Genomic DNA, 19741 nt, shown 5'->3' on the forward strand with positions numbered 1-19741 from the left:
CGGTGCAGCCACCGCCGATCGGCGACATCACCGGCTACCTGCGCGCCACCGGCTGGACCAGCACCGGGCACTGGCGGGGCGCCGAGGTCTGGAGCCGGGACGAGTTCGACGTGCTGGTGCCGCCCGCGGCCGAGCTGCCCGACAGCGCCGCCCGGCTCAGGGAGCTCACCCGCTGTGTCGCCGACGCCGAGCGGCGGGCCCCCGCCGCGGTCTGGCGCGACCTCGGCCGGGTCCGCTTCGACGTGATCGGCTACCGCGGCGCGGAGCCCACCGAATCGGTGCCCGCGGGGCTGCGCGCGATCCAGGCCATGCGCGACCTGCTCGCGCTTTCGGCGCGCGAGGCGCTCGGCGCCGACGGCTCCGCCGACGCCCTCCTCGACCGCGCCCGGATCGCCGTCGGCGACGAGCTCTTCGGCGTCGACCTGATCCTCCCCGCCGATGACGGCCGCCGCACCGTGCTCCGGCTGCTGCACAACTGCACCGCGGCGCGGCGGGCGGCCGACACCGGCGCCGCCCCCGACGGCGTTCCCGAGCCGGTCTGCCTCGCCGTCGCCGACCTGGCCGGAACCGGGCGCGCCTGCCCCTTCGAGCTGGCCTTCCGATGGTCGCCGCTGAATCCGCGCCCGCACGAGGTGGTCACCTTCCCGGCCGGCGCGGGCGTGCGCATCCACGCGGCCGCCGTCGCCGAATCCGCGACCGTCACCACCGCCGAATCCGCGACCGCCGTCGTCGCCGGGCCGGTCACCGGACTCTTCGACGACGCGGAGGGCGAGCGCAGGCTGATCCGGGTGCGCGGCGTGCTCGAACTCGACGGCACCCCGACCGGACGCCGCCGCACCGTCCCGGTCCGGCTCCGCACCGAGACCGACTACGAACGCGCCCTCGCCGCACACCGGGACGGCCGGTCCGTGCGCGCCGAGGGCGCCGTCACCGACGGCCGCACCCGCGGCATCGCCGCCGCACCCGGCGGTTTCACCGTCCTCGACCACACCTGACCCCGACAGAAACGGAAGCCCGCATGTCCGACCGGTTGACCCTCACCCAGCGCTGCGTCCTGCTCGTCCTGCTGGCCGAGGCGAGGGAGCTCACCAATGCCGAGCTGTACGGGCTCGCCGGGTTGCGCCTGGAGCGGCCGCAGCGGGAGCAGTTGAACGAGCGGGGGTTGATCGCCAGCACCAAGGTGGGCCGCACGTACGCGCACGAGCTCACCGATCGCGGAGCGGTGTGGTGCGCCGACGAGATGAGCGCCCAGCGCCCCGCCCGCTCCGGCCCCGCGGGTGGGGCTCTGTACTCGGTGCTCGCCGGTTTGCGCAGGCATCTGAACGGGACCGGACAGGTGGTTGCCGAGATCTTCCGGCCGGACGTGCCGAGCCGCGTGGTGGCGGCGTATGCGGCGGTTACCAAGGGCGGAGATCAACCGATCCGGCTCGCCGTACTGCGCGAGCGGTTGACCGACGTGTCGCGGAGTGAATTCGACGTGGCCATCGAGCAATTGGCGCGCCGGGAGGGAATACACGTCCGGTCCGAGGCCGACCAGAAGACGCTGACCGACCGGGACCACGATGCCGCGGTGGAGCTCGGCGGCACGTCCCGGCATCTGCTCACCATCGAGGCCGCCCGGTGAACGAGGAGCAGTACCACGCCCTCGCCTCGATCCAGTTCAGCAGCGCGCTCACCCCGGACGAGATCTGGAGTCCGCTGAGCCACCATGTGGACGGCCTGCATCCGAAGGCTGCCGCAGAGATCGAACGGGCGGTGCGACGGGCAGCCGATCACCCGCGGCGATCACCGACCGGGCTGGTACTTCACGGCGACCGCGGCGTCGGCAAGACCCACATGCTCGGCTGGATGCGCGAGCTGGTCGAACAGGCGGGCGGCGCCTTCTTCATGCCCAAGCTGATCGACGGCTCCTCCTTCTGGGCCGGCGCGGTGCACGGCATCGTCTCGCGGCTGCTCGCCGAGGGCGGGCGGCTGGGCTGGCTCCTCGGCGAGCTGGCCGAGCGCACCGGCTGCGACAAAGAGCTCACCATGCGGCTGCGCGGCAACCTCGAGGTGCAGCCACCACATCTGAAGGACTTCGTCGCACGCATCGAGGATCTCGACATCCAGGTGGCCACCGAGTGCGCCGACACCCTCCGCGCGCTGGTGCTCTACCGGGCACGTGGGCCGCTGCGCGAAATCGGTCTCGCTTACCTCACCCTGGACGACGGCATCGAGGAATCGGCTCGGCAGGAGTGGGGATTCCGGCAGCGCGGCAAGCCGTCGCAGCTGCTCTTCCACGACCTGTGCCGGATCTTCGCGCTCGCCGGGCCGGTGGTGCTCGCCATCGACCAGCTCGACACCGTCATCGCCCAGTCCGACCAGAACGACGAGGACGGACTGGCCAACCGGCTCGCCGACGGGCTGATGCGGATGCGCGAGGAGACCACGCGCACCGTGATCGTCGCGGCCTGCATTCCGAAGTCCTGGGAGTTGATCAGCAAGCGCGCGGTGAATTCGGCCGCCGACCGCTTCACCAAGCTGGAGCTCTCCACCACCATGCCCGGTGTCGATGTCGCCAGGGCGATCGTGGAGCGGCACCTGGGCGGACTGTACGGCGAGATCGGCTTCGATCCGCCGTACCCCACCTGGCCGGTGCTTGCCGCCGCGTTCGAGCGCCTCCCGGTGGTGCACTTCACCCCCCGCAAGCTGCTCCAGCAGCTGGAGAAGCACGTGGCCCACTGCCTCGCCCGCGACACCGTCGTCGAGCTGGACGATTTCGGCGCCGTAGCCGAACCGGCAGGGACTCCCGTGCCGGACCGGATCGACTTGAGCGCGCTCGACACCCGCTACTCCGCGCTCCATGAGTCCGCCGACGTCATCAGGCCCTTGGACCCCCGGTTCGAGGACGAGCGCATGGTCGCGCTGCTCAACGCGGCCCTGCAATGCTACGTACTGGAGCAGAACCGGGGCAGCCAGGAACTCACCATCGACCCGGACCGCACCGTCTCCCCCGCCCTGCACGCCCGACTCCGCCGCACCCTGGACGAGGCCAGCGAGGACGAGGAACACTGGAGCTTCCGGGCCATCGCACACAGCCACCACCGGGCCGTGCTGGCCCGGCTGCGCTCGGCCTCGCTGGAGTCGGGGATCCAGCCGAACGCGGCCAAGCGGCACCTGGTGGTGCTGCGCAACTCCACCTTCTCCACCGGGCCGGTCACCACGACCACGCTCGCCGATTTCGAGGCGGCGCGGGGGGTGGCGGTGCCGATCTCGGCCGCCGACCTCAGGACCTTCACCGCGCTGGAGACACTGCTCGCCGAGCGCGCGCCCGGGTTGGCGGGTTGGTTGGCGGCGCGGCGCCCGGCCAGCCATAGCGAGCTGTTCCTGCGGGTCTTCGGCGAGCCGGGAAACGGTCACCATCCACCGGACGCAGGCGGCCGGACGCCCGAGCTGCCGGACCGCAAGGAACTGACACCCGTCCAACAGGGCGTCGACGCGCCGGTGACCGAGCCGTCGAGCACCGGGAACCCGGTCGAGGCGGACAACCCGGACGAGCCCACCGTGCTCCTCGGCCGCAGGACTCGAACAGGCAAGGACCTCCGCACCCCACTCGTCCTCCTGCGCAAACACACCGCCGTCTTCGCCGGCAGCGGCTCCGGCAAGACCGTCCTCCTCCGCCGCCTGGTGGAAGAGGCCGCACTGCACGGCGTCTCCTCGATCTTGATCGACACCAACAACGACCTGGCCCGCCTCGGCGACGCCTGGCCCGCCCCACCGGCGAGCTGGATCGAGGGTGACGCCGCCCGCGCCGAGCGCTACCTGGACGACACCGACGTGGTGATCTGGACACCCCGCCGCGAGACCGGCAACCCGATCGCGCTGAACCCGCTGCCCGACTTCGCCGGCGTCCTGGACGACCCGGACGAGTTCCGCATCGCCATCGACGCCTCGGTGGAGGGCCTGCTCCCCCGTACCGGGCTGACCGGACGCCGCACCGCGACCGGAAAGGCGGTGCTGATCCAGGCCCTGACGAAGTTCGCCGGGGACGGCGGCTGCGACCTCGGCGAGTTCGTCGACCTCCTCGGCGACCTGCCCGACGGGGTCAGCACCATCCGGGACGCGGCCAAGCTGGCCGCGGGCATCGCCGACGAACTCGCCGCCGCCACCATCAACGACCCGGTCTTCGGCGGCGCGGGCACCCGGCTCGATCCCGGCATGCTGCTCACCCCGCGCCCGGGCAAGCGGGCCAGGATCTCGGTGATCAGCTGCATCGGGCTGCCGGTGGACGAGCAGCGGCAGACCTTCGTGAACCAGCTCCAGCTCGCGCTCTTCGCCTGGATCAAGCGGAATCCGGCGGGGGATCGCCCGCTCGGCGGGCTGCTGGTGCTGGACGAGGCGCAGACCTTCGTCCCGCAGGGCAGGACCGTGGTCTCCAGCCAGAGCACGTTGCAGCTGGCGGCGCAGGCACGCAAGTACGGCCTCGGCATGGTGTACGCGACGCAGGCGCCGAAGGGGCTGGACAACCGGGTCACCGGCAATGCGGCCATCCAGTTCTTCGGCAGGCTGAACGCCCCGGTCCAGATCCAGGCGGCCATGGAGCTGGCCAGGGCCAAGGGCGGCCAGGTGGACGACCTCGCCCGACTCGGCGCGGGCAATTTCTACGGCACCTCCGAGGGCACCGGCTTCGCCCGGTTGGCGGTGCCCATGTGCCTGAGCCACCACCCCGCCAGCGCCCTCACCGAAGACGAGGTCCTGGCCAGAGCCCGCACCACCCGCCCCTGACCCTCAGAACGGAAACTGCACCTCCAGCTCCCCGCCGAACCACCGCGCCCCGTGCTCCCGCATCCGCCTGCTGTAGACCGGATGCCCGACCAGCGCGGTGTACTCCGGGAACTCGAACTCCAGCACCCCGGCGGTGTCCCCGAGGTAGACGTCGAAGCCGGGGTACATGAGCCCCAGGTAGGGCAGGTCGTCGAAGTCGAGCGCGAGCACGGGGTACTCGCCGGTGCCGTCGACCGGGCCGACAGCGAGCAGCCGCCGGGAGTCCGAGCCGCCGGGGAGCAGGAGGCACTCGTCGAACCGCTCGGCGAGACCGGCGAATTCGGGCGCCCAGGCGGCGCCCATCTCGTCGGCGACGAAGCGGTCGAGCGGGCGCGGGGCGAAGGTGCCGTCGGCGGCGAACCAGCCGTGCCGCGCCAGCAGCCCGGTGTCGTAGCCGAGCCAGGCGCGCAGGCTGGGGCTCACCGGCCGGCCGGAGGGGAAGACGGCGTCGGCGAGTTCGTCGGCGGGCATGGGGCGGGGTGCGCCGGTCACCCACGGCACGGGCTGGTGGTCGAGCAGGGAGGCGGCGGGATCGCGGCGCACCACCTCGAGCACCCGCTCGACGAGCGGGACGCCGTGCGTGGGGTCGGGCATGCGGGGAGGATAGCCGTGCTTCGTATCCTGGTGCCGTGCGCACCAACTCACCGGAGTCGACCGCCGCCAACGCGCTGACCGCGCGCTGGGCCGCTGCGGCCGGCTCGAGCGATTTCGTGCTCTCCGGCGCGGGGGTATGGCCGTTGCTCGCGCTGCTCACCGGTGCTGCCGAGGGGCAGGCGCGCACCGAACTGGAGACCGCGCTCGGCATTCCGGCGACGGCGGCGCACGAGGGCGGGCTGCGGTTGCTCGAGCTGCTGGCGGGCTCGCTCGACCTCTCCGCCGCGCTCGGCTTCTGGGTGCGCGACGGGCTGCCACTGCGCCCGGAGTGGCGCGCCTCGGTGCCCGCCGGGACGATCGCGCCGCTCACCGGGCAGCAGGCACTGGACGACTGGGCCCGCCGCTACACGAAGGGGCTGATCGACCGCTTCCCGCTCACCGTCGACCGGGGCACGCTGCTGGTGCTGGCCACCGCGCTCGCCGCTGATCTGCGGTGGCGCACCGAGTTCCAGAAAACCACGCTCACCCCGGAGGACGGGCCGTGGCGCGGGCAGCGGACGGCGGGGCTCACCCGCACGGTCCCGTGGGTCACCGACATCGCGGTGCTCGACGCGGAGACGCCGGTGACCCGGCTGGTGGTCGACGGCATCGGCGATGCCGATGTGCACCTGCTGCTCGGCCCCGAGCAACCCGGCGCGGTACTCGGCGCGGGCATCGCCGCGCTCGCGGACGCGGTCCCGGTGCGCACCGGGCTGGATGCCGAGGGCCCCGGGCTCACCAGGGAGGAGGTGTACGGCCACCAGCAGCAGGATTCGCTGCGGGTCGAGCTGCCGAGTTTCCTGGTCCGCTCGCAGCACGACCTGCTCGAGCATCCGGAGCTGTTCGGGCTGCGCGCGGCGCTGGACCCGGCCCGCGGGCACTTCCCCGGCCTCTCGCCGGAGCCGCTCGCGGTGCAGCAGGGGGCACAGGGCGTGCTGGCCGAGTTCGGCGCGACCGGCTTCACGGCGGCCGCGGTGAGCGCGTTCGGCATGCGGGCCGGGTCGGCCAGGCCCGCGCTGCCGCCGAAGCGCACGACGACCGCGCTGCGGGTGCGCTTCGACCGCCCGTTCGGATTCCTGCTCGTGCACCGGGCCGGCGGGCTCGCGGTGGTGGCCGGCTGGGTGTCGGCTTGCCCTGGAGTGCACTCCAGGTAATAGCGTCGGTACCGAGTTCGTCACCGACACCCAGGAGGGTTCACGTCATGCAGCTCGGCATCCACGTTCCCATCTTCGACATCGACGGCGGGCCCGCGGCCATCGCCGGTGAGCTGGCCGCGGTCGGCCGGGCCGCGGAGGAGTCCGGCGCGACCTGGCTCTCCTTCATGGACCACTTCTTCCAGATCGAGCCGACCGGGCTGCCCGCCGAGGCGAACATGCTGGAGGGGTACACCACCCTCGGCTACCTCGCCGCGCACACCAGCACCATCGACCTCGGGCTGCTGGTCACCGGCGTCACCTACCGGCACCCGGGGCTGCTCGCCAAGATCGTCAGCACGCTGGACGTGCTCTCCGGCGGGCGGGCGGTGCTCGGCATCGGCGCGGCCTGGTTCGAGCGCGAGCACCTCGGCCTCGGCGTGCCGTACCCGCCGATCGCGGAGCGGTTCGAGCGGTTGGAGGAGGCGCTGCGGATCGTCAAGCAGATGTGGGACCCGGCGAACAACGGGCCGTTCGAGGGCAAGCACTACCAGCTGGCGGAGACGCTGAACTCGCCGCAGCCGCTGCGCACCCCGCCGGTGCTGATCGGCGGCGGCGGCGAGAAGAAGACGCTGCGGCTGGTGGCGCAGTACGCCGACCGCTGCAACCTGTTCGGCACCTCGGCCGCCGACGTCGAGCACAAACTCGACGTGCTGCGCGGGCACTGCGACACCGTCGGCCGGGATTTCGCCGAGATCCGGGTGACGGTGATGGCCGGTTCGCCGAACCCGGACGATCACGACGGCTTCGTCCGCGGGCTGGCCGACTACGCGAAGATCGGTGTGCACCAGGCGATCGTCATGCCGCCCGCGGGCAAGCCCGCGGCGTGGATCGACAGCCTGGCACCGGTGGTCCCGCAACTCGCCGAGCTGGGCTGACCCCGATCGGCGAGCCGGGGTGCCTGGGCCCGGCGACCGCGGACCTGCGGGCGAGCCGGACCCCGGCTCGCCCGCACGGCCGGACGGAATCCGGGGTCGGCCGCGAGCCGATCTACCGCCCGGCCCCGACCCCGTCGAGCACCCGCTTCTCCGCCGACGGCATCTCGAATTCACCGGCCCCGATCACCGCGGTGGCGACCTTCGGCAGCGCCCGCGGGTGATGCTCCCCGAGCCAGCCGATGAGCTCCTCGCGCACCGCGCAGCGCAGCGTCCAGACATCGTCGGCGTCGGCCGCCGACATCGAGGCGCGCACCACGATATTGGTCGGTGTGCTGTCGGTGACCAGCAGATTCCAGGTGCGACCGTCCCAGTCCTCCCGCTGCTTCAGGAAGTCGCGCAGGTGGTCGCGGAGCGCGTCGATCGGCGTGCAGTGATCGAGATGCAGGAACACCGTCCCGGTGATCTGCGAACCCCCGCGCGACCAGTTCTCGTACGGCATGTTGTTGAAGTACGAGACCGGCATGGTCAGCCTGCGGTCGTCCCAGATCCGCACGGTGAGGAAGGCGAGGGTGATCTCCTCGACCGTGCCCATCTCCCCTTCGACCACGACGGTGTCGCCGATCTTGACCGAGTCGCCGAAGGCGATCTGCAGCCCGGCCACCAGATTGCTCAGCGTCGACTGGGCCGCCACACCGGCGATGATGCCGATCACGCCTGCCGAGGCCAGCAGCGAGGTGCCGAGCGTGCGCATGGTCGGGAAGAGCAGCAGGATCGCCACCGCGGCGGTGGTGACCACCAGGATCGAGGTGATGATCCGGCGCACCAGCCCGAGCTGGGTGCGCAGCTGCCGCACCCTGGCGATGTCCTGGGTGCGGTGCGAGTAGGCCGAGAGGGTGTTCTCCGCCACCGCGTCGGCGAAGCGGATGACGGTCCAGGCCAGGGCCATGACGGCCATCGTGGCGAGGATGTTGCGAATCATCGCGTCCTGCTTCAGATGCAGTTCCGCGAGGGGGTACGTGAGGTGCAGGGCCACCGTTCCGAGCAGCACCTGCACCGGTAACTGCAGGCGCCGCAGCAGGAGCGGCAATCGGTTGTCCGGGCGTTTCCGCGCGCTGTACTGCAGCAGGCGGTCCAAGACCAGCCCGGCGAGCACGGTGATCGCGACGGTGACGCCGAAGACGATGAGCGGCCGGATGACGTCCTCCAAGGCGTAGAACTCCCTGTCGTGTAGTCGTTCGGTGCGGTCCACCCGACAGGCTACCCACGCTGTGCAGGCTCACTCGGGGGTGCGATCCGCGCCACCCGCCAGCGCGAGGGCCGGAAGCCGCCAGCACCGGAGTGCCGCGCGGGCGAGGCTGAACGCATGGATCTTCTGTTGCAGGACAAGGTCGCGGTGGTCACCGGGGCATCGAAGGGCATCGGGCTCGCCACCGCGCGCACGCTGCGCGCCGAGGGCGCGCTGGTGGTCGCGGTCTCCCGCCGCCCGACCCCCGAGCTGACCGAACTCGCCGGCGATCGGCTGGTGCACGTCGCCGCCGACCTGGCGACCCCGGCGGGCCCCGCCCGCGCGATCGAGCGCGCGGCCGAGCTCTTCGGCGGGGTCGACGTGCTGGTCAACAATGCCGGTGGCCCGCCGCCGGGCGCGGTGCTCCCGCGCTTCTCCTTCACCGCGCTGGACGATGCCGATTGGCTCGCCATGTTCGACTTCAACGTGATGGCGACGGTGCGGGCGGTGCGCGCGGCGGTGCCGCTCATGCTGGCCCGCGGCGGCGGCGCGATCGTCAACATCTCCTCGACGCACGCGCACGTGCCGAGCGCGATCAATGTCGACTACGGGGTGGCCAAGGCCGGGATCAACAACCTCACCAAGGCGCTCTCCGAGGAGTACGGGCCGCGGGGCATCCGGGTGAACACGGTCTCGCCGGGGCCGGTGGTGACGCCGTGGTGGACCGACCCGGGCGGGGCGGCGGAGGTGATCGCCGCGGCCACCGGTTCGGATCGGGACGCCGTGCTCGGCGGCGGCGCGGCCGCCATGATGGCGCTCACGACCGGACGGCTGATCGATCCGCAGGAGATCGCGGACGCCGTCGTGCTGCTCTGCTCGCCGCGCTCGGCCAGCACCACCGGATCCGACCTCCTGGTCGACGCGGGGTTGCGCAAAGCGGTCTGAACCGCCGGATCATGTGAATCGCCGTTCCACATATGGCCAGGTGGCGGGTCAGCTGGACCGGGAGTATGTTACGTCCGATTCCTTCCTGGGCGGCTGTTCAGGAAGGCCGGGCGGAACGGAAGGCGGGGCGGATGACCGCAGCGACCAGCATCGGAGTCCGAGCAGCCGCGACCTCGATCGCCGCCGCTCGCGCCGAGTTCGACGCGGATCGCGATCCGCGGATGATCCGGCTCCGGCTGCGCGGTATCGAAGCCGCGGTATCGACGGTTCGCGCCAACCTCGTCGCGCCGGATTCGGCTCGGCTCGCGGCGGCGCTCGGCGAGGTGGCGCAGCGCTGCCACGGCGCCGCCGCGCTGGCGGGCACGCACTCCGGCACCGCGGTCCCCGCCGAACTGCTCGCCGTCCTCGACATCGCCGACCACTGCGCCCGCCTCGTCGTCCTCGGTCTCGGGCCCGACCGCCTCCCCCTGCTGCACCTCGCCACCGAGGCCGAGCAGACCCTCACCCGCTGGTCGCTCGAGCTCCCCGCGCACGACGACGACCGCGCCCTCGGCCGCGAACTCCTCCGCACCGTGCACGCCTTCCTCGCCCTCGCCTACCCGCCGCGATGAATTCCGCCCCGCCGCCCCGTCACCGTTGACGACGCGATCCGCGAGAAGGAGATTCGACATGACGGACAAGCCGAAGGGCCCGGCCTCCTACTTCCCCGCCATCGAGGCGAAGTACGGCCGCACCATCCCCGAGTGGCTGGAGACCATCACCGCCTCCGGCCACGACAAGCAGAAGCCGCTGGTCGAGTGGCTGAAGAGCGAGCACGGGCTGGGCCACGGCCACGCCACCGCGCTCGCGGCGTACCACCTGAACCCGGAGAAGTGGGCGAGCTGACGGCGCCGAAACCGATGCCGCGACGGTATCTTCCGTAGCAGAATCGCGAGAGCTCAGCCACTTCGGTGCCGCCGCCCGGCTCGCCGCCGTCGCCGAGGGTGGCCTGGAGACCGAGGTCGCCGAAGCGCAGGAGAACACCGCGGTCCGCGCCGGGAATCCGCCAACCGCGCTGCGCGCCCGCCGGCCCGGCCGGGCGCGCAGCGTTCTTTCTAGACGTTCACCACGGTTTTCAGCCAGCCGTCGTGGCGCAGGTCGAACTCCCGGTAGGCATCGATCGCGGCGACCGTCTCGATGCGCTGGGTGATGAAGCGGGTGGGGTCGATGTCGCCGCGCGCGACCCGGCCGAGCAGGCCGGGGATGTAGCGGCGGTGGTTGCAGTTGCCGCCCTGGACCGTGAGATTCTTGTTCACCGTCGCGCCGACCGGGAAGGCGTCGAAGTCCGGCGGGTACACCCCGATGATGCCGATGCTGCCGGCCTTGGCGACGGCGTCGGCGGCCCAGCGCAGCACCAGGCTCGGGCCGTCACCCGCCAGCCACTGGCCGTCGCCGGTATTGCCCTCGGGCGCCGCCTTCGCGCGCTCTGCCTCGAAGGTGCCGGCGTCCACCGGCAGGTTCGCCGCCGCGGGGCCCGACTTCGGGCGCTGAGCGTCGACGCCGACCGCGTCGATCACCCGGTCCACGCCGATACCGCCGGTCAGCTCGCGCACCGCGGCCACCGGGTCCTCGGCATCGAAGTCGATCGGCTCGGCGTTCTGCGAGCGGGCGACCTCGAGCCGGTCGGCGAGGCCGTCCACCACCAGCACCCGGGACGCCCCCTGCCGCTTCGCCGAGGCGATCGCGCACTGCCCGACCACGCCCGCGCCGAACACCAGCACCGTGTCACCCGGCGTGACTTGCGCCAGCTTCGCGCCGAACCAGCCGGTCGGCAGCACGTCGGAGACCATGATGGCCTGCTCGTCGGTGACCGCGTCCGGAACCGCGACCAGGGTGGTCGCGGCGTACGGGATGCGCGCGTACTCGGCCTGCAGGCCGTCCACCGGGCCGGTGCCCTCCGGGCCGCCGAAGAAGCTGGTGCCGGCCTGCGGGCCGTTCGGATTGGCGACATCGCACTGCGCGTAGTAGCCCGCCCGGCAGTAGCCGCAGTAACCGCAGGCGATGGTGGAGCACACCACCACCCGGTCTCCCCGCGCGAAGCCGCGCACCGCGGAGCCGGTCTCCTCGACCACCCCGACCGCTTCGTGCCCGAGCACGGTGCCGGGCAGCAACCCGGGCATGGTGCCGCGCACCAGGTGCAGGTCGGTGCCGCAGATGGCGGAGGTGGTGATCCGCACTATCGCGTCGGTCGGCTCCTGGATCTTCGGGTCGCTCACCTCGTCGAGGCGGATGTCACCGACGTCGTGCCAGACGACTGCTTTCACGTCGTTCTCCTCTTCTCGGTAGGTCGGGGCGCGGCTACCCGGGGTCCGGAGACGAAAACAGGGCCCCGGCCCCCGCGCGGGGGTCAGGGCCCTGTGGCTTCGGTGTGGCGGCCGGTTCAGTAGTCCCGGCTCGAGGAGGAGCGGCTGCTGCGACCGGCGGCGCGCGCCTGGCGCCGCTTCTCGCGGAGCTCGGCGAGCTCCTGCTCCAGCATGTCGGCGACCCGGAGCGCGCCGGTGTCGTAGACGTCCGAGGTGGCCGGGATCGGCGCGGGCTCGGGCTCGGGTGCCTTCTTCTTCCTGCCGACGGCGGCCAGCGGACCGGTGCGCGGGCCGGAGGAGCGCGGGCGGGACGGGGTCGGCTCGATCGGCATCATGATCGGGTCGCGATCCGCGGCGGGCCGGGCGGCGGCCTTGCTGGCGAAGCTGATCACCGGGGCGGCCGGGCGATCCGGCTCCGGAACCTCGACCGGCGCGGCCGCGCGGGCGGTGGCCTGCCTGGACACCGGCTGCGCCGCGGCGGCCGCCCTGCCCTGGCCCGCGGCACGGGCGGCGGGCTGGGCGGCACGGGCAGGCTGCGCGGACCGAGCCGCTGCCGCCGGCTGCGCCGACCGAGCCGCTGCCGCCGGCTGAGCCGACCGTGCCGCCGCCGCGGGCTGAGCGGACCGTGCTGCCGCCGGCTGCGCGGCCCGCGCGGCGGCGGGCTGCGCCGCGGGCGCGGCGATCGGCTCGGCCACCCGGGCGGCGGCGGGCCGGACGACGGGCTCGGTGGCGGCCGGTGCCGGAGTGGGCTCCGGGACAGCGGTCGGCTTCGACCGCACCGCGGCGGGCTTGGCCACGGGCTGCGCAGCGGCCGGCTCGGCGATCTTCGCGGCCGGCTTCGGCGCGGACTGCTCCTCGACGGCGGGCGCGGCCTCCTCGACCGGTGCCTGCTTCACGGCGACGGTCTTGGCGGCCGTCTTCGCCGCGGGCCGCGCCGCCTTGGCTGCGGTCTTGCGCGCGGGCTTGGCGGGCTGCGGCTCGACGGGGGCGTCGGCCTCGGCGTCGACGGCCGGGATCACTCCGGTCGGGGCGTCGTCCGCGGCCACCTCCTCCGATGCGCGCTGCGGCTTCGCCGCCACCGGCTTGGTGGCCTTGACGACGGCCTTGGCGCGCTTGACCGGGGCGGGCTTCGGCTCCTCGACCGCCTCCTCCTCGACCTCGGCCAGCTCGGCGGTCACCGGCTGCCGCGCGGGCTGATTCGGCGAGCGGAAGGCGCTCGCCTCCTCGGCGCCGCCGGTGAGTTCGGTGCGCTCGTCCTCGTCCGGCTGCTCGGCGGCGTCCGGATCGTTGTCCGGATCCTCCGGCGGCAGCTCGTCCTCTTCGACGACCTCGTACTCGCCCTCGGCCATCGGGGGCAGCGCGGCGGGCTCGTCGATCGGCGGCCTGCCGAGTTCGGTGATGGCGCTGCCGCGGTAGGCGCCCGGCATCCGCAGCCGGATCTGGTCGGTGGCGTCCGGGAGGTCGCGCACCTGGGCCGTCGCCCTGGCGATCGCCAGGCCGTAGCGGGCGCTCACCGCGTCGTGGATGAGCAGCGCGACGCCGATCATCACCGGCGCCACCGCGTGCACCGCGGCGTCGTACCAGTTGCCCAGCCGGACATACGGATAGGTGTTCAGCGAGACGGTCAGCAGCAGCAGCGCGGCCTCGGCGGCGAGCACCTGGCGCCGGTTGTCGATGACGCCCCACTCGGCCACCTTGTTGGTGCCGATCATGATGATGATCAGACACGCGCTGATCATCGCCTCGAGCAGGTAGCTGAACCAGAAGAGCGGGTCGGTCGGGCCGCCGGGCGCGATGTTCTGCTGGACGTTGACCGCCGACCACAGCATGCCCGCCGTGACGACGCCGGCGAGGGCGCGCAGCGACCAGGCCCGATGCCGGTAGAGCGAGGCGAGTTTGGCGTGCGGGCTCGACTCGCGCCGCTGCGCGGCGATCGCTCTACGGGCGAGCAGGAGATCTCGCATGTCGGCCTTCTCGATGGCTTCGGTGGTCTGCCTGGCGCGGTCCGAGGCCGCGGCGGCGGCCTGCACCTCTTTCCACCGTTGCCCGCGCTCCTCGACGCGGATGCGCTCGGCGAGCTCGCGCTCGGCGCGTAGTTCGTCCTCCGAGAGCGCCTGGGTCAGCGCCGGATCGAACTGGTACGCGAGACGGCCCCTCGCCCGCTCGACCCGCCTCGCCAGCGCGGTGACATCGTCTTCGTTGTTCTGGTCGATGGTCACTGCGACTCCCTGCCGGGAAGATACGATGGCAGACAAGTGATCACGCGTGGGTACGGTACCCGGCTTCGCCGTTCGTCGCACCGTCGTGGCCGAATTGCTTTCATGCCCTTTCGCTATCGCTCATTCCGCGGACTCCGCGGGTCCGAACGGTCCCGCCCGGAGCGCGGGCGCGATCGACTTCGGCGCAGAGCGTATCGCCACCTCGGCGCAGCATCGGAGACGGTGGCGAAATATGTCAATAGCGACCGGGGTTGCGCGGCATCGGTTCTCCCCCGAGACGCACCGAAAGCGGTTCCGGCAGCACCGGATCGGCACTCAGGGCGAGCCCGGCAGCAGCCCGGCGCGCACGCCGAGCGCGGCGGCCTCGCCGCGGGTGGAGACCGCCAGTTTCTTCAGCACACCGGTGACGTGGAACTTGACCGTGCTCTCCGCGACCCCGAGCTCGGCGGCGATGGCACGGTTGCGCCTGCCCGCGGCGAGCAGGCCGAGCACCTCGCGCTCGCGCCGGTTCAGCCGGTCCAGCGCGCCGCGCTCCCTGCGCACCGTCGGCGCGGCCAGCGGGAGCCGCAGGACCACCCGGCAGCCCCACCCGGGCAGCGCCTCGATCTCCAGCGCGGCGCGCAGCGTGCGGACCCGGCCCTCGAGGGCGCGGCGCAGCGCGTCGGCGTCGATGACACCGGACGCCTGGTCGCGCACATCGATGCAGAGCGCGGCGTCGGCGTGCTCCCAGCCGACCCGGAGCCGGCGCAGCCCGGGCCGGCCGACGAAGGCGAGCACGACGGCGGTGGTCATGGCCCTGGCGCCGACGGCGATCTCGCCGGGCAGCGGGGCGCCCGCGCCGGGGGCGGCGAAGAGCACCTCGGTGTCCCTGAGTACCGGGGCGAGCTCGGCGCGCAGCCGGTCGAAGGCCGCGGCGGGTGGCTCCTCGGCCAGCGCGCGCTCGGTGGCGCGGCCCGCGCGGGCGGCGAGCAGTGCGGCGGAGGCGGTTTCGACGGCGGCCGCCCGCGCCTGCCGGTCGTCCAGCCCGGTGGCACGCAGGGTGGCGAGGACCGCGGTGAGCGTGGCCTCGTGCGCGGCGGTGAGTTCGGCGACCGCGCGGGCCCGCTCCGCGGAGGCGGCGCGCGCCTCGGTGAGGTACTCCGGGCTGGCCTGGGCCACCTGCTGCCGGATCGAGGTGGCGACGACGCCGAAGCGGGCGGCCAGCTCGGCCGCGCCGGGCAGCGCGCAGCGCTCGTCGGCCGCACACGGCGCGGCCGTCTCCGGGTCGATGGCATCCCGCCCGGCCCTCGCCGGCTTCCGCGGTACGAGGATCAGCAGGATCCCGGAGCGGTCGAGCACCGCCCACAGGCGGCGCGGCGCCTCGCCGAGCCGGGCCGTGAGCTCGGCGTGCTCCCCCGGAGCAAGCGCGGAGCGCACCGCCTCCAGCTCGCCGATGCCGACCCGATCGACCACCTCGGCGGCGCCCGCCACCTTGCGCGGCCGGCCGGTGCACTCCCTGGTGAAGATCACCAGCGCGTCGTGTGGCCACCGCTCGGCCAGGTACCGGGAGAAGCGGCGGGCGATCTCGGCCAGCGGGCCGTCGATCACCGCGCGCAGGGCGGGCAGGTCAGCGGAGGTCTCGGCCATCGCGGCCGAGTCTAGGCGACCTGGCCGAAAGGCGAGGTTTTCCTGTCCGTCCGGCCAGGACACCCCTGGCCCCCGCACCGATACGGTCGAGGTAGCCATGCGGGTACACGCATGCGTCCTTACCGTCGTCGAAAAGGATGAACAGCCATGCCACAGCAGGTTCGCGGGGTGGTCGCGCGGAGTAAGGGGGCTCCGGTCGAGCTCACCGACATCGTGATTCCCGACCCGGGCCCGGGCGAGGTGGTGGTCAAGGTCGCCGCGTGCGGCGTCTGCCACACCGACCTGCACTATCGCGAGGGCGGGATCAACGACGAGTTCCCGTTCCTGCTCGGCCACGAGGCCGCGGGCACGGTGGAGAGCATCGGCGCGGGCGTCGACACCGTCGAGGTCGGCGACTTCGTCATCCTGAACTGGCGCGCGGTCTGCGGCCGCTGCCGGGCCTGCAAGCGCGGCCGCCCGCAGTACTGTTTCGACACCTTCAACGCCACCAGGAAGATGACCCTGACCGACGGCACCGAGCTCACCCCGGCGCTCGGCATCGGCGCCTTCGTGGAGAAGACGCTGGTGCACGCGGGCCAGTGCACCAAGGTCGACCCGGAGGCCGACCCGGCCGTGGTCGGGCTGCTCGGCTGCGGCGTGATGGCGGGCATCGGCGCCGCGGTGAACACCGGCGGCGTGAGCCGGGGCGATTCGGTCGCGGTGATCGGCTGCGGCGGCGTCGGCGACGCGGCCATCGCGGGCGCGAAGCTGGTCGGTGCGACGCCGATCATCGCCGTCGACCGGGACGACACCAAGCTGGAGTGGGCGCGAGAGCTCGGCGCCACGCATACGGTGAACGCCGCCGAGACCGATCCGGTCGCCGCCATCCAGGAGCTCACCGGCGGCTTCGGCGCCGACGTGGTGATCGAGGCGGTCGGCCGCCCGGAAACCTACGAGCAGGCCTTCTACGCCCGCGACCTGGCAGGCACCGTGGTGCTGGTCGGCGTGCCGACCCCGGACATGCGGCTGGAGATGCCGCTGATCGACTTCTTCTCGCGCGGCGGCGCGCTCAAGTCGTCCTGGTACGGCGACTGCCTGCCGGAGCGCGACTTCCCCATGCTGGTGGAGCTGTACCGGCAGGGCAGGTTGCCGCTGGAGAAATTCGTGACCGAGCGGATCGGGCTGGACCAGGTCGAGCAGGCCTTCCACACCATGCACGGCGGCAAGGTGCTGCGCTCGGTGGTGGTGCTGTGAGCGGCGAGCTGCGGATCGATCAGGTGGTGACCTCCGGGGTCTTCACCCTGGACGGCGGCAGCTGGGACGTCGACAACAATGTCTGGCTGGTCGGCGACGACGACGAGGTGCTGATCGTCGACGCCGCGCACGACGCTGGCCGGATCGCCGAGGCCGTCGGTAACCGTCGGGTCCTCGCCGTGGTCTGCACACACGGCCACAACGACCACGTCACCGCCGCCCCCGAGCTCGCCGAGCGGCTGGACGCCCCGATCCTGCTGCACCCCGGCGACGAGCCGCTGTGGCGGATGACGCACCCGGACGCCGCCTACCGGCCGCTCGCCGACGACCAGCGCATCCCGGTGGCGGGCACCGACCTCCAGGTGATCAGCACCCCGGGCCACTCCCCCGGCTCGGTCGTCCTGTACCTGCCCGAGGCCGGGGTGCTCTTCTCCGGCGACACCCTGTTCAGCGGCGGCCCCGGCGCCACCGGCCGCTCCTTCTCCGACTTCCCGACCATCATCGGGTCGATCCGGGAGCGGATCCTCACGCTCCCTGCGGAGACCAGGGTGCACACCGGCCACGGCGACGGCACCACCGTCGGCGCCGAGGCGCCGCACCTCGAGGAGTGGATCGCCCGCGGCCACTGAGCCCGACGTGACGAGGGGCCCGGCGCCTGCGCGCCGGGCCCCTCGCTACGAGCGGTGGATCAGCCGATGCTGAACGGCTGGCCCCACAGGGTGACGACCGACTGCACGCGATCGGTCTCCACCTTGACCCGCACGAAGGCGCGGGCCTGGGCGTAGCCGCCGCAGCCGGTCAGCCCGATGGTGGAGTCGGCCCAGGTCACCGAGCCGTTGTTGCCCTGGAACGAGTTGTTGGTCGCGTGGTCCTCGCTGCCGTAGTCGTCCGGCTTCTCGATGTCGAGGATGTAGAACGAGGTCGCTTGGCCGGGGCCGAGCGACAGGTTGCCACCGGACTCGGCACCGAGCACGGACTCCTCGTCTCCTACGTCGAAGCCGCCCGCGAGAGCGCCCTCGACTCCACCGCCGGAGATGTTCACCTGGCAGCCCACGACGTAGCCGGGGTAGATCTTGCCGCCTATATCCTCCCCGCCCTCCACGTCGACCTGCGCCGAACCCGAGACCCACGCATTGCGGTGCGCCGGGGTCGAGCCCAGCGACGGATTGATATTGGCCGACTCACCGACCAGGCGCACCGTTACCACGGTGCCGTCGGAGAGAACCTTGGTGATAGTGCCGCCCGGCAGGGCGACGAAGGTGTCGGCATCGGCGGCGCCGGTGGAGAACAGGCCGACGGCGACCGTGGCGGCGGCGCCGATACCCGCCACCCGCGCCAGTTTCTTGCTGTTGAGCATGAGTAACCCCTCTTGGATTGAAACCGCTTCAGCGAGTGTGTGATTCGACCGAACGGACCGGATCAGCCGATGCTGAACGGCAGGCCGTAGAGGGACGTCTTCGAGTAGTCGTCGCCGATGATCTCCACCACGGTGTAGGCGCGGGCCTGCGCGTAGCCGGCGCAGCCCTGGATCTCGATCTCCACGTCCTGGTACTCCACCGAGTAGACACCGGGCTCGGTGATGTCCTTGATCTCGATCTGCACGAACTTCACCTCGCCGGGGCCCAGGTCGAGGCCGATGGAGCCCTCGAAGGCGCCGTCGCCGAGGGCTTCGCTACCGTCGAAGGGAAAGGTCAGGCCGAGGCCGCCACCGAGCCCGGCCGAGATGGCCTCGTCGCTGATCGACACCTGGCACCCGACGATGTAGCCGGTATTCAGCTGCGAGGCACCGTGGGTGGACGAGTTGTTGCTCCCCGGCTCGTCGGCGGGGCCGTTGAACGGCCCGATCTCACCCTCGGGGGTGGCGGTGACATCGGCAATGGCGTTGCCGGAGACCCACACGACCCGGCCCGCGCCGTTGGCCGCGAGCGACGGCGAGACGATCGCGTGTTCCCCGAGGCGGGTGACGGTGACGCCGGGGCCGAGCTTCTGGCCGTCCGGCAGCGGTACGAAGGTGTCGGCATTGGCGGCGCCGGTCGAGAAGAGACCGAGGGCTACGGCGGCCGCGGCGCCGATACCGGCGGCGCGCACACCGGTGGTGCGGTGGTTGATCATTTTTCCCCTCATCACAGAATTCTTCGCAGAGTTCAGGCCAGGAAAACTTGATGTGAACGCTCGAGTACGGTGAGGCAACCAGCTTGGTGCGGTCGTGCGACAGAACTTCGCGATCTAGTGCCGATCCGTCCCGACTACCTCGGGAAAGCGGGTCGCGAGATTCGCGAGACAACGCCGGATTTCCTGCAGATCACGCGTCAGCCGCCGGGACTCGGTGGTCGATCTGGGCGTGCCGCGGCGGGTGAGATCCGCTTCCAGCACCCTGGCGAGTTCGTCGGCTTCGCGCCGGAGCAGAGTGTACAGCAACCGAGCCTGCTCGCGATCGGATTCGTCGGGCATCGGCGGTGCTCAGCGGCGACAGCAAGCGAAAACGGCCATACCCCATAGTTGGCCACGCGCACCACCGCGTCAACGTGAACACTCCTCGCGCGAACGGCCGGGGTATCGGACAAACCTCCCGAATCGGCATGTCCGAGAATCCCGTTTCCACTTTTATGGGCGCCGCCCTATAGTTGGCGCAAGCAACTAGTTG

General features: G+C 72.3%; 18 protein-coding genes. 10 read left to right on the forward strand and 8 right to left on the reverse strand.

What is annotated here, in order from left to right:
* The first annotated feature begins 2 nt into the window (after positions 1-2).
* Genes ACFO0B_RS30925 through ACFO0B_RS30935 form a run of 3 tightly spaced genes read left to right on the forward strand, consistent with a single transcriptional unit; the run spans position 3 to position 4764 of the window.
* Positions 3-995: a hypothetical protein gene (locus tag ACFO0B_RS30925; protein ID WP_378617097.1), complete on the forward strand. Its 993-nt coding sequence runs from the start codon at positions 3-5 to the stop codon at positions 993-995.
* 23 nt (positions 996-1018) lie between these two features.
* Positions 1019-1624 carry a hypothetical protein gene (locus ACFO0B_RS30930; RefSeq protein ID WP_378617099.1) on the forward strand — a complete coding sequence of 202 codons (606 nt, stop codon included), beginning with the start codon at positions 1019-1021 and terminating at the stop codon, positions 1622-1624.
* Positions 1621-4764 carry an ATP-binding protein gene (locus ACFO0B_RS30935; protein WP_378617101.1) on the forward strand — a complete coding sequence of 1048 codons (3144 nt, stop codon included), beginning with the start codon at positions 1621-1623 and terminating at the stop codon, positions 4762-4764. The genes ACFO0B_RS30930 and ACFO0B_RS30935 overlap by 4 nt, the downstream gene beginning before the upstream one ends.
* A gap of 3 nt (positions 4765-4767) precedes the next feature.
* On the opposite strand, the gene ACFO0B_RS30940 is transcribed toward ACFO0B_RS30935, so the two are convergent.
* A complete protein-coding gene (locus ACFO0B_RS30940; RefSeq protein ID WP_378617103.1) occupies positions 4768-5397 on the reverse strand; it encodes a hypothetical protein in 630 nt (209 codons plus the stop codon).
* A 35-nt stretch (positions 5398-5432) separates the two neighbouring features.
* Here ACFO0B_RS30940 and ACFO0B_RS30945 point away from each other — a divergent pair, with 35 nt between their 5' ends.
* Positions 5433-6590: a serpin family protein gene (locus ACFO0B_RS30945; protein ID WP_378617104.1), complete on the forward strand. Its 1158-nt coding sequence runs from the start codon at positions 5433-5435 to the stop codon at positions 6588-6590.
* Between the two features lie 47 nt (positions 6591-6637).
* Complete coding sequence (locus ACFO0B_RS30950) at positions 6638-7507, forward strand: LLM class F420-dependent oxidoreductase (RefSeq protein WP_378617106.1); 870 nt, start codon at positions 6638-6640, stop codon at positions 7505-7507.
* Positions 7508-7619: 112 nt separating this feature from the next.
* Here ACFO0B_RS30950 and ACFO0B_RS30955 read toward each other — a convergent pair whose 3' ends face one another.
* Positions 7620-8756: a mechanosensitive ion channel family protein gene (locus ACFO0B_RS30955; RefSeq protein WP_378617108.1), complete on the reverse strand. Its 1137-nt coding sequence runs from the start codon at positions 8754-8756 to the stop codon at positions 7620-7622.
* Between the two features lie 114 nt (positions 8757-8870).
* Here ACFO0B_RS30955 and ACFO0B_RS30960 point away from each other — a divergent pair, with 114 nt between their 5' ends.
* From ACFO0B_RS30960 to ACFO0B_RS30970, 3 genes are all read left to right on the forward strand, one after another.
* Entirely contained in the window at positions 8871-9677 is an 807-nt protein-coding gene (locus tag ACFO0B_RS30960; RefSeq protein WP_378617110.1) for an SDR family NAD(P)-dependent oxidoreductase, read from the forward strand.
* A gap of 131 nt (positions 9678-9808) precedes the next feature.
* Positions 9809-10288: a hypothetical protein gene (locus ACFO0B_RS30965; RefSeq protein WP_378617112.1), complete on the forward strand. Its 480-nt coding sequence runs from the start codon at positions 9809-9811 to the stop codon at positions 10286-10288.
* A gap of 58 nt (positions 10289-10346) precedes the next feature.
* Positions 10347-10562 carry a DUF4287 domain-containing protein gene (locus tag ACFO0B_RS30970; protein WP_378617113.1) on the forward strand — a complete coding sequence of 72 codons (216 nt, stop codon included), beginning with the start codon at positions 10347-10349 and terminating at the stop codon, positions 10560-10562.
* Positions 10563-10771: 209 nt separating this feature from the next.
* Here the strand turns inward: ACFO0B_RS30970 and ACFO0B_RS30975 are convergent, their stop codons facing one another.
* The 3 genes from ACFO0B_RS30975 to ACFO0B_RS30985 form a co-directional block, all read right to left on the reverse strand.
* The gene (locus ACFO0B_RS30975; protein WP_378617115.1) at positions 10772-11980 is read right to left on the reverse strand and encodes an alcohol dehydrogenase catalytic domain-containing protein; all 1209 of its coding nucleotides are present in this window, start codon (positions 11978-11980) and stop codon (positions 10772-10774) included.
* Positions 11981-12096: 116 nt separating this feature from the next.
* On the reverse strand, positions 12097-14238 hold the full coding sequence (locus ACFO0B_RS30980) for a hypothetical protein (RefSeq protein WP_378617117.1): 2142 nt from the start codon (positions 14236-14238) through the stop codon (positions 12097-12099).
* A gap of 315 nt (positions 14239-14553) precedes the next feature.
* Positions 14554-15864 (reverse strand): LuxR C-terminal-related transcriptional regulator, encoded by a 1311-nt coding sequence (locus ACFO0B_RS30985; RefSeq protein ID WP_378617119.1) that lies wholly within the window; start codon positions 15862-15864, stop codon positions 14554-14556.
* Between the two features lie 147 nt (positions 15865-16011).
* Between ACFO0B_RS30985 and ACFO0B_RS30990 the strand changes: the two genes are divergently transcribed.
* Positions 16012-17097 carry an S-(hydroxymethyl)mycothiol dehydrogenase gene (locus tag ACFO0B_RS30990; protein ID WP_378617121.1) on the forward strand — a complete coding sequence of 362 codons (1086 nt, stop codon included), beginning with the start codon at positions 16012-16014 and terminating at the stop codon, positions 17095-17097.
* Positions 17094-17726, forward strand: coding sequence for an MBL fold metallo-hydrolase (locus ACFO0B_RS30995; protein ID WP_378617123.1), 633 nt, complete (start codon positions 17094-17096; stop codon positions 17724-17726). The genes ACFO0B_RS30990 and ACFO0B_RS30995 overlap by 4 nt, the downstream gene beginning before the upstream one ends.
* Before the next feature lie 59 nt (positions 17727-17785).
* Here the strand turns inward: ACFO0B_RS30995 and ACFO0B_RS31000 are convergent, their stop codons facing one another.
* The 3 genes from ACFO0B_RS31000 to ACFO0B_RS31010 all read right to left on the reverse strand — a co-directional run bounded on the left by ACFO0B_RS31000 (position 17786) and on the right by ACFO0B_RS31010 (position 19548).
* Positions 17786-18454, reverse strand: a complete 669-nt coding sequence (locus ACFO0B_RS31000) for an MspA family porin (RefSeq protein WP_378617125.1) — start codon at positions 18452-18454, stop codon at positions 17786-17788.
* A gap of 62 nt (positions 18455-18516) precedes the next feature.
* Positions 18517-19209: an MspA family porin gene (locus tag ACFO0B_RS31005; RefSeq protein ID WP_378617310.1), complete on the reverse strand. Its 693-nt coding sequence runs from the start codon at positions 19207-19209 to the stop codon at positions 18517-18519.
* Positions 19210-19323: 114 nt separating this feature from the next.
* The gene (locus tag ACFO0B_RS31010) at positions 19324-19548 is read right to left on the reverse strand and encodes a hypothetical protein (protein WP_378617127.1); all 225 of its coding nucleotides are present in this window, start codon (positions 19546-19548) and stop codon (positions 19324-19326) included.
* Positions 19549-19741: the final 193 nt, after the last annotated feature.

The sequence above is a fragment of the Nocardia jiangsuensis genome (assembly GCF_042650385.1).
GTDB lineage: Bacteria > Actinomycetota > Actinomycetes > Mycobacteriales > Mycobacteriaceae > Nocardia > Nocardia jiangsuensis.

Excerpts from the sequence above, each read along its gene's own strand:
- ACFO0B_RS30965 (WP_378617112.1), top strand. The coding sequence starts at position 9,809 with ATGACCGCAGCGACCAGCATCGGAGTCCGAGCAGCCGCGACCTCGATC.
- ACFO0B_RS30985 (WP_378617119.1), bottom strand. The coding sequence starts at position 15,864 with ATGGCCGAGACCTCCGCTGACCTGCCCGCCCTGCGCGCGGTGATCGAC.
- ACFO0B_RS31000 (WP_378617125.1), bottom strand. The coding sequence starts at position 18,454 with ATGCTCAACAGCAAGAAACTGGCGCGGGTGGCGGGTATCGGCGCCGCC.
- ACFO0B_RS30970 (WP_378617113.1), top strand. The coding sequence starts at position 10,347 with ATGACGGACAAGCCGAAGGGCCCGGCCTCCTACTTCCCCGCCATCGAG.
- ACFO0B_RS31005 (WP_378617310.1), bottom strand. The coding sequence starts at position 19,209 with ATGATCAACCACCGCACCACCGGTGTGCGCGCCGCCGGTATCGGCGCC.
- ACFO0B_RS30930 (WP_378617099.1), top strand. The coding sequence starts at position 1,019 with ATGTCCGACCGGTTGACCCTCACCCAGCGCTGCGTCCTGCTCGTCCTG.
- ACFO0B_RS30950 (WP_378617106.1), top strand. The coding sequence starts at position 6,638 with ATGCAGCTCGGCATCCACGTTCCCATCTTCGACATCGACGGCGGGCCC.
- ACFO0B_RS31010 (WP_378617127.1), bottom strand. The coding sequence starts at position 19,548 with ATGCCCGACGAATCCGATCGCGAGCAGGCTCGGTTGCTGTACACTCTG.
- ACFO0B_RS30990 (WP_378617121.1), top strand. The coding sequence starts at position 16,012 with ATGCCACAGCAGGTTCGCGGGGTGGTCGCGCGGAGTAAGGGGGCTCCG.
- ACFO0B_RS30940 (WP_378617103.1), bottom strand. The coding sequence starts at position 5,397 with ATGCCCGACCCCACGCACGGCGTCCCGCTCGTCGAGCGGGTGCTCGAG.
- ACFO0B_RS30960 (WP_378617110.1), top strand. The coding sequence starts at position 8,871 with ATGGATCTTCTGTTGCAGGACAAGGTCGCGGTGGTCACCGGGGCATCG.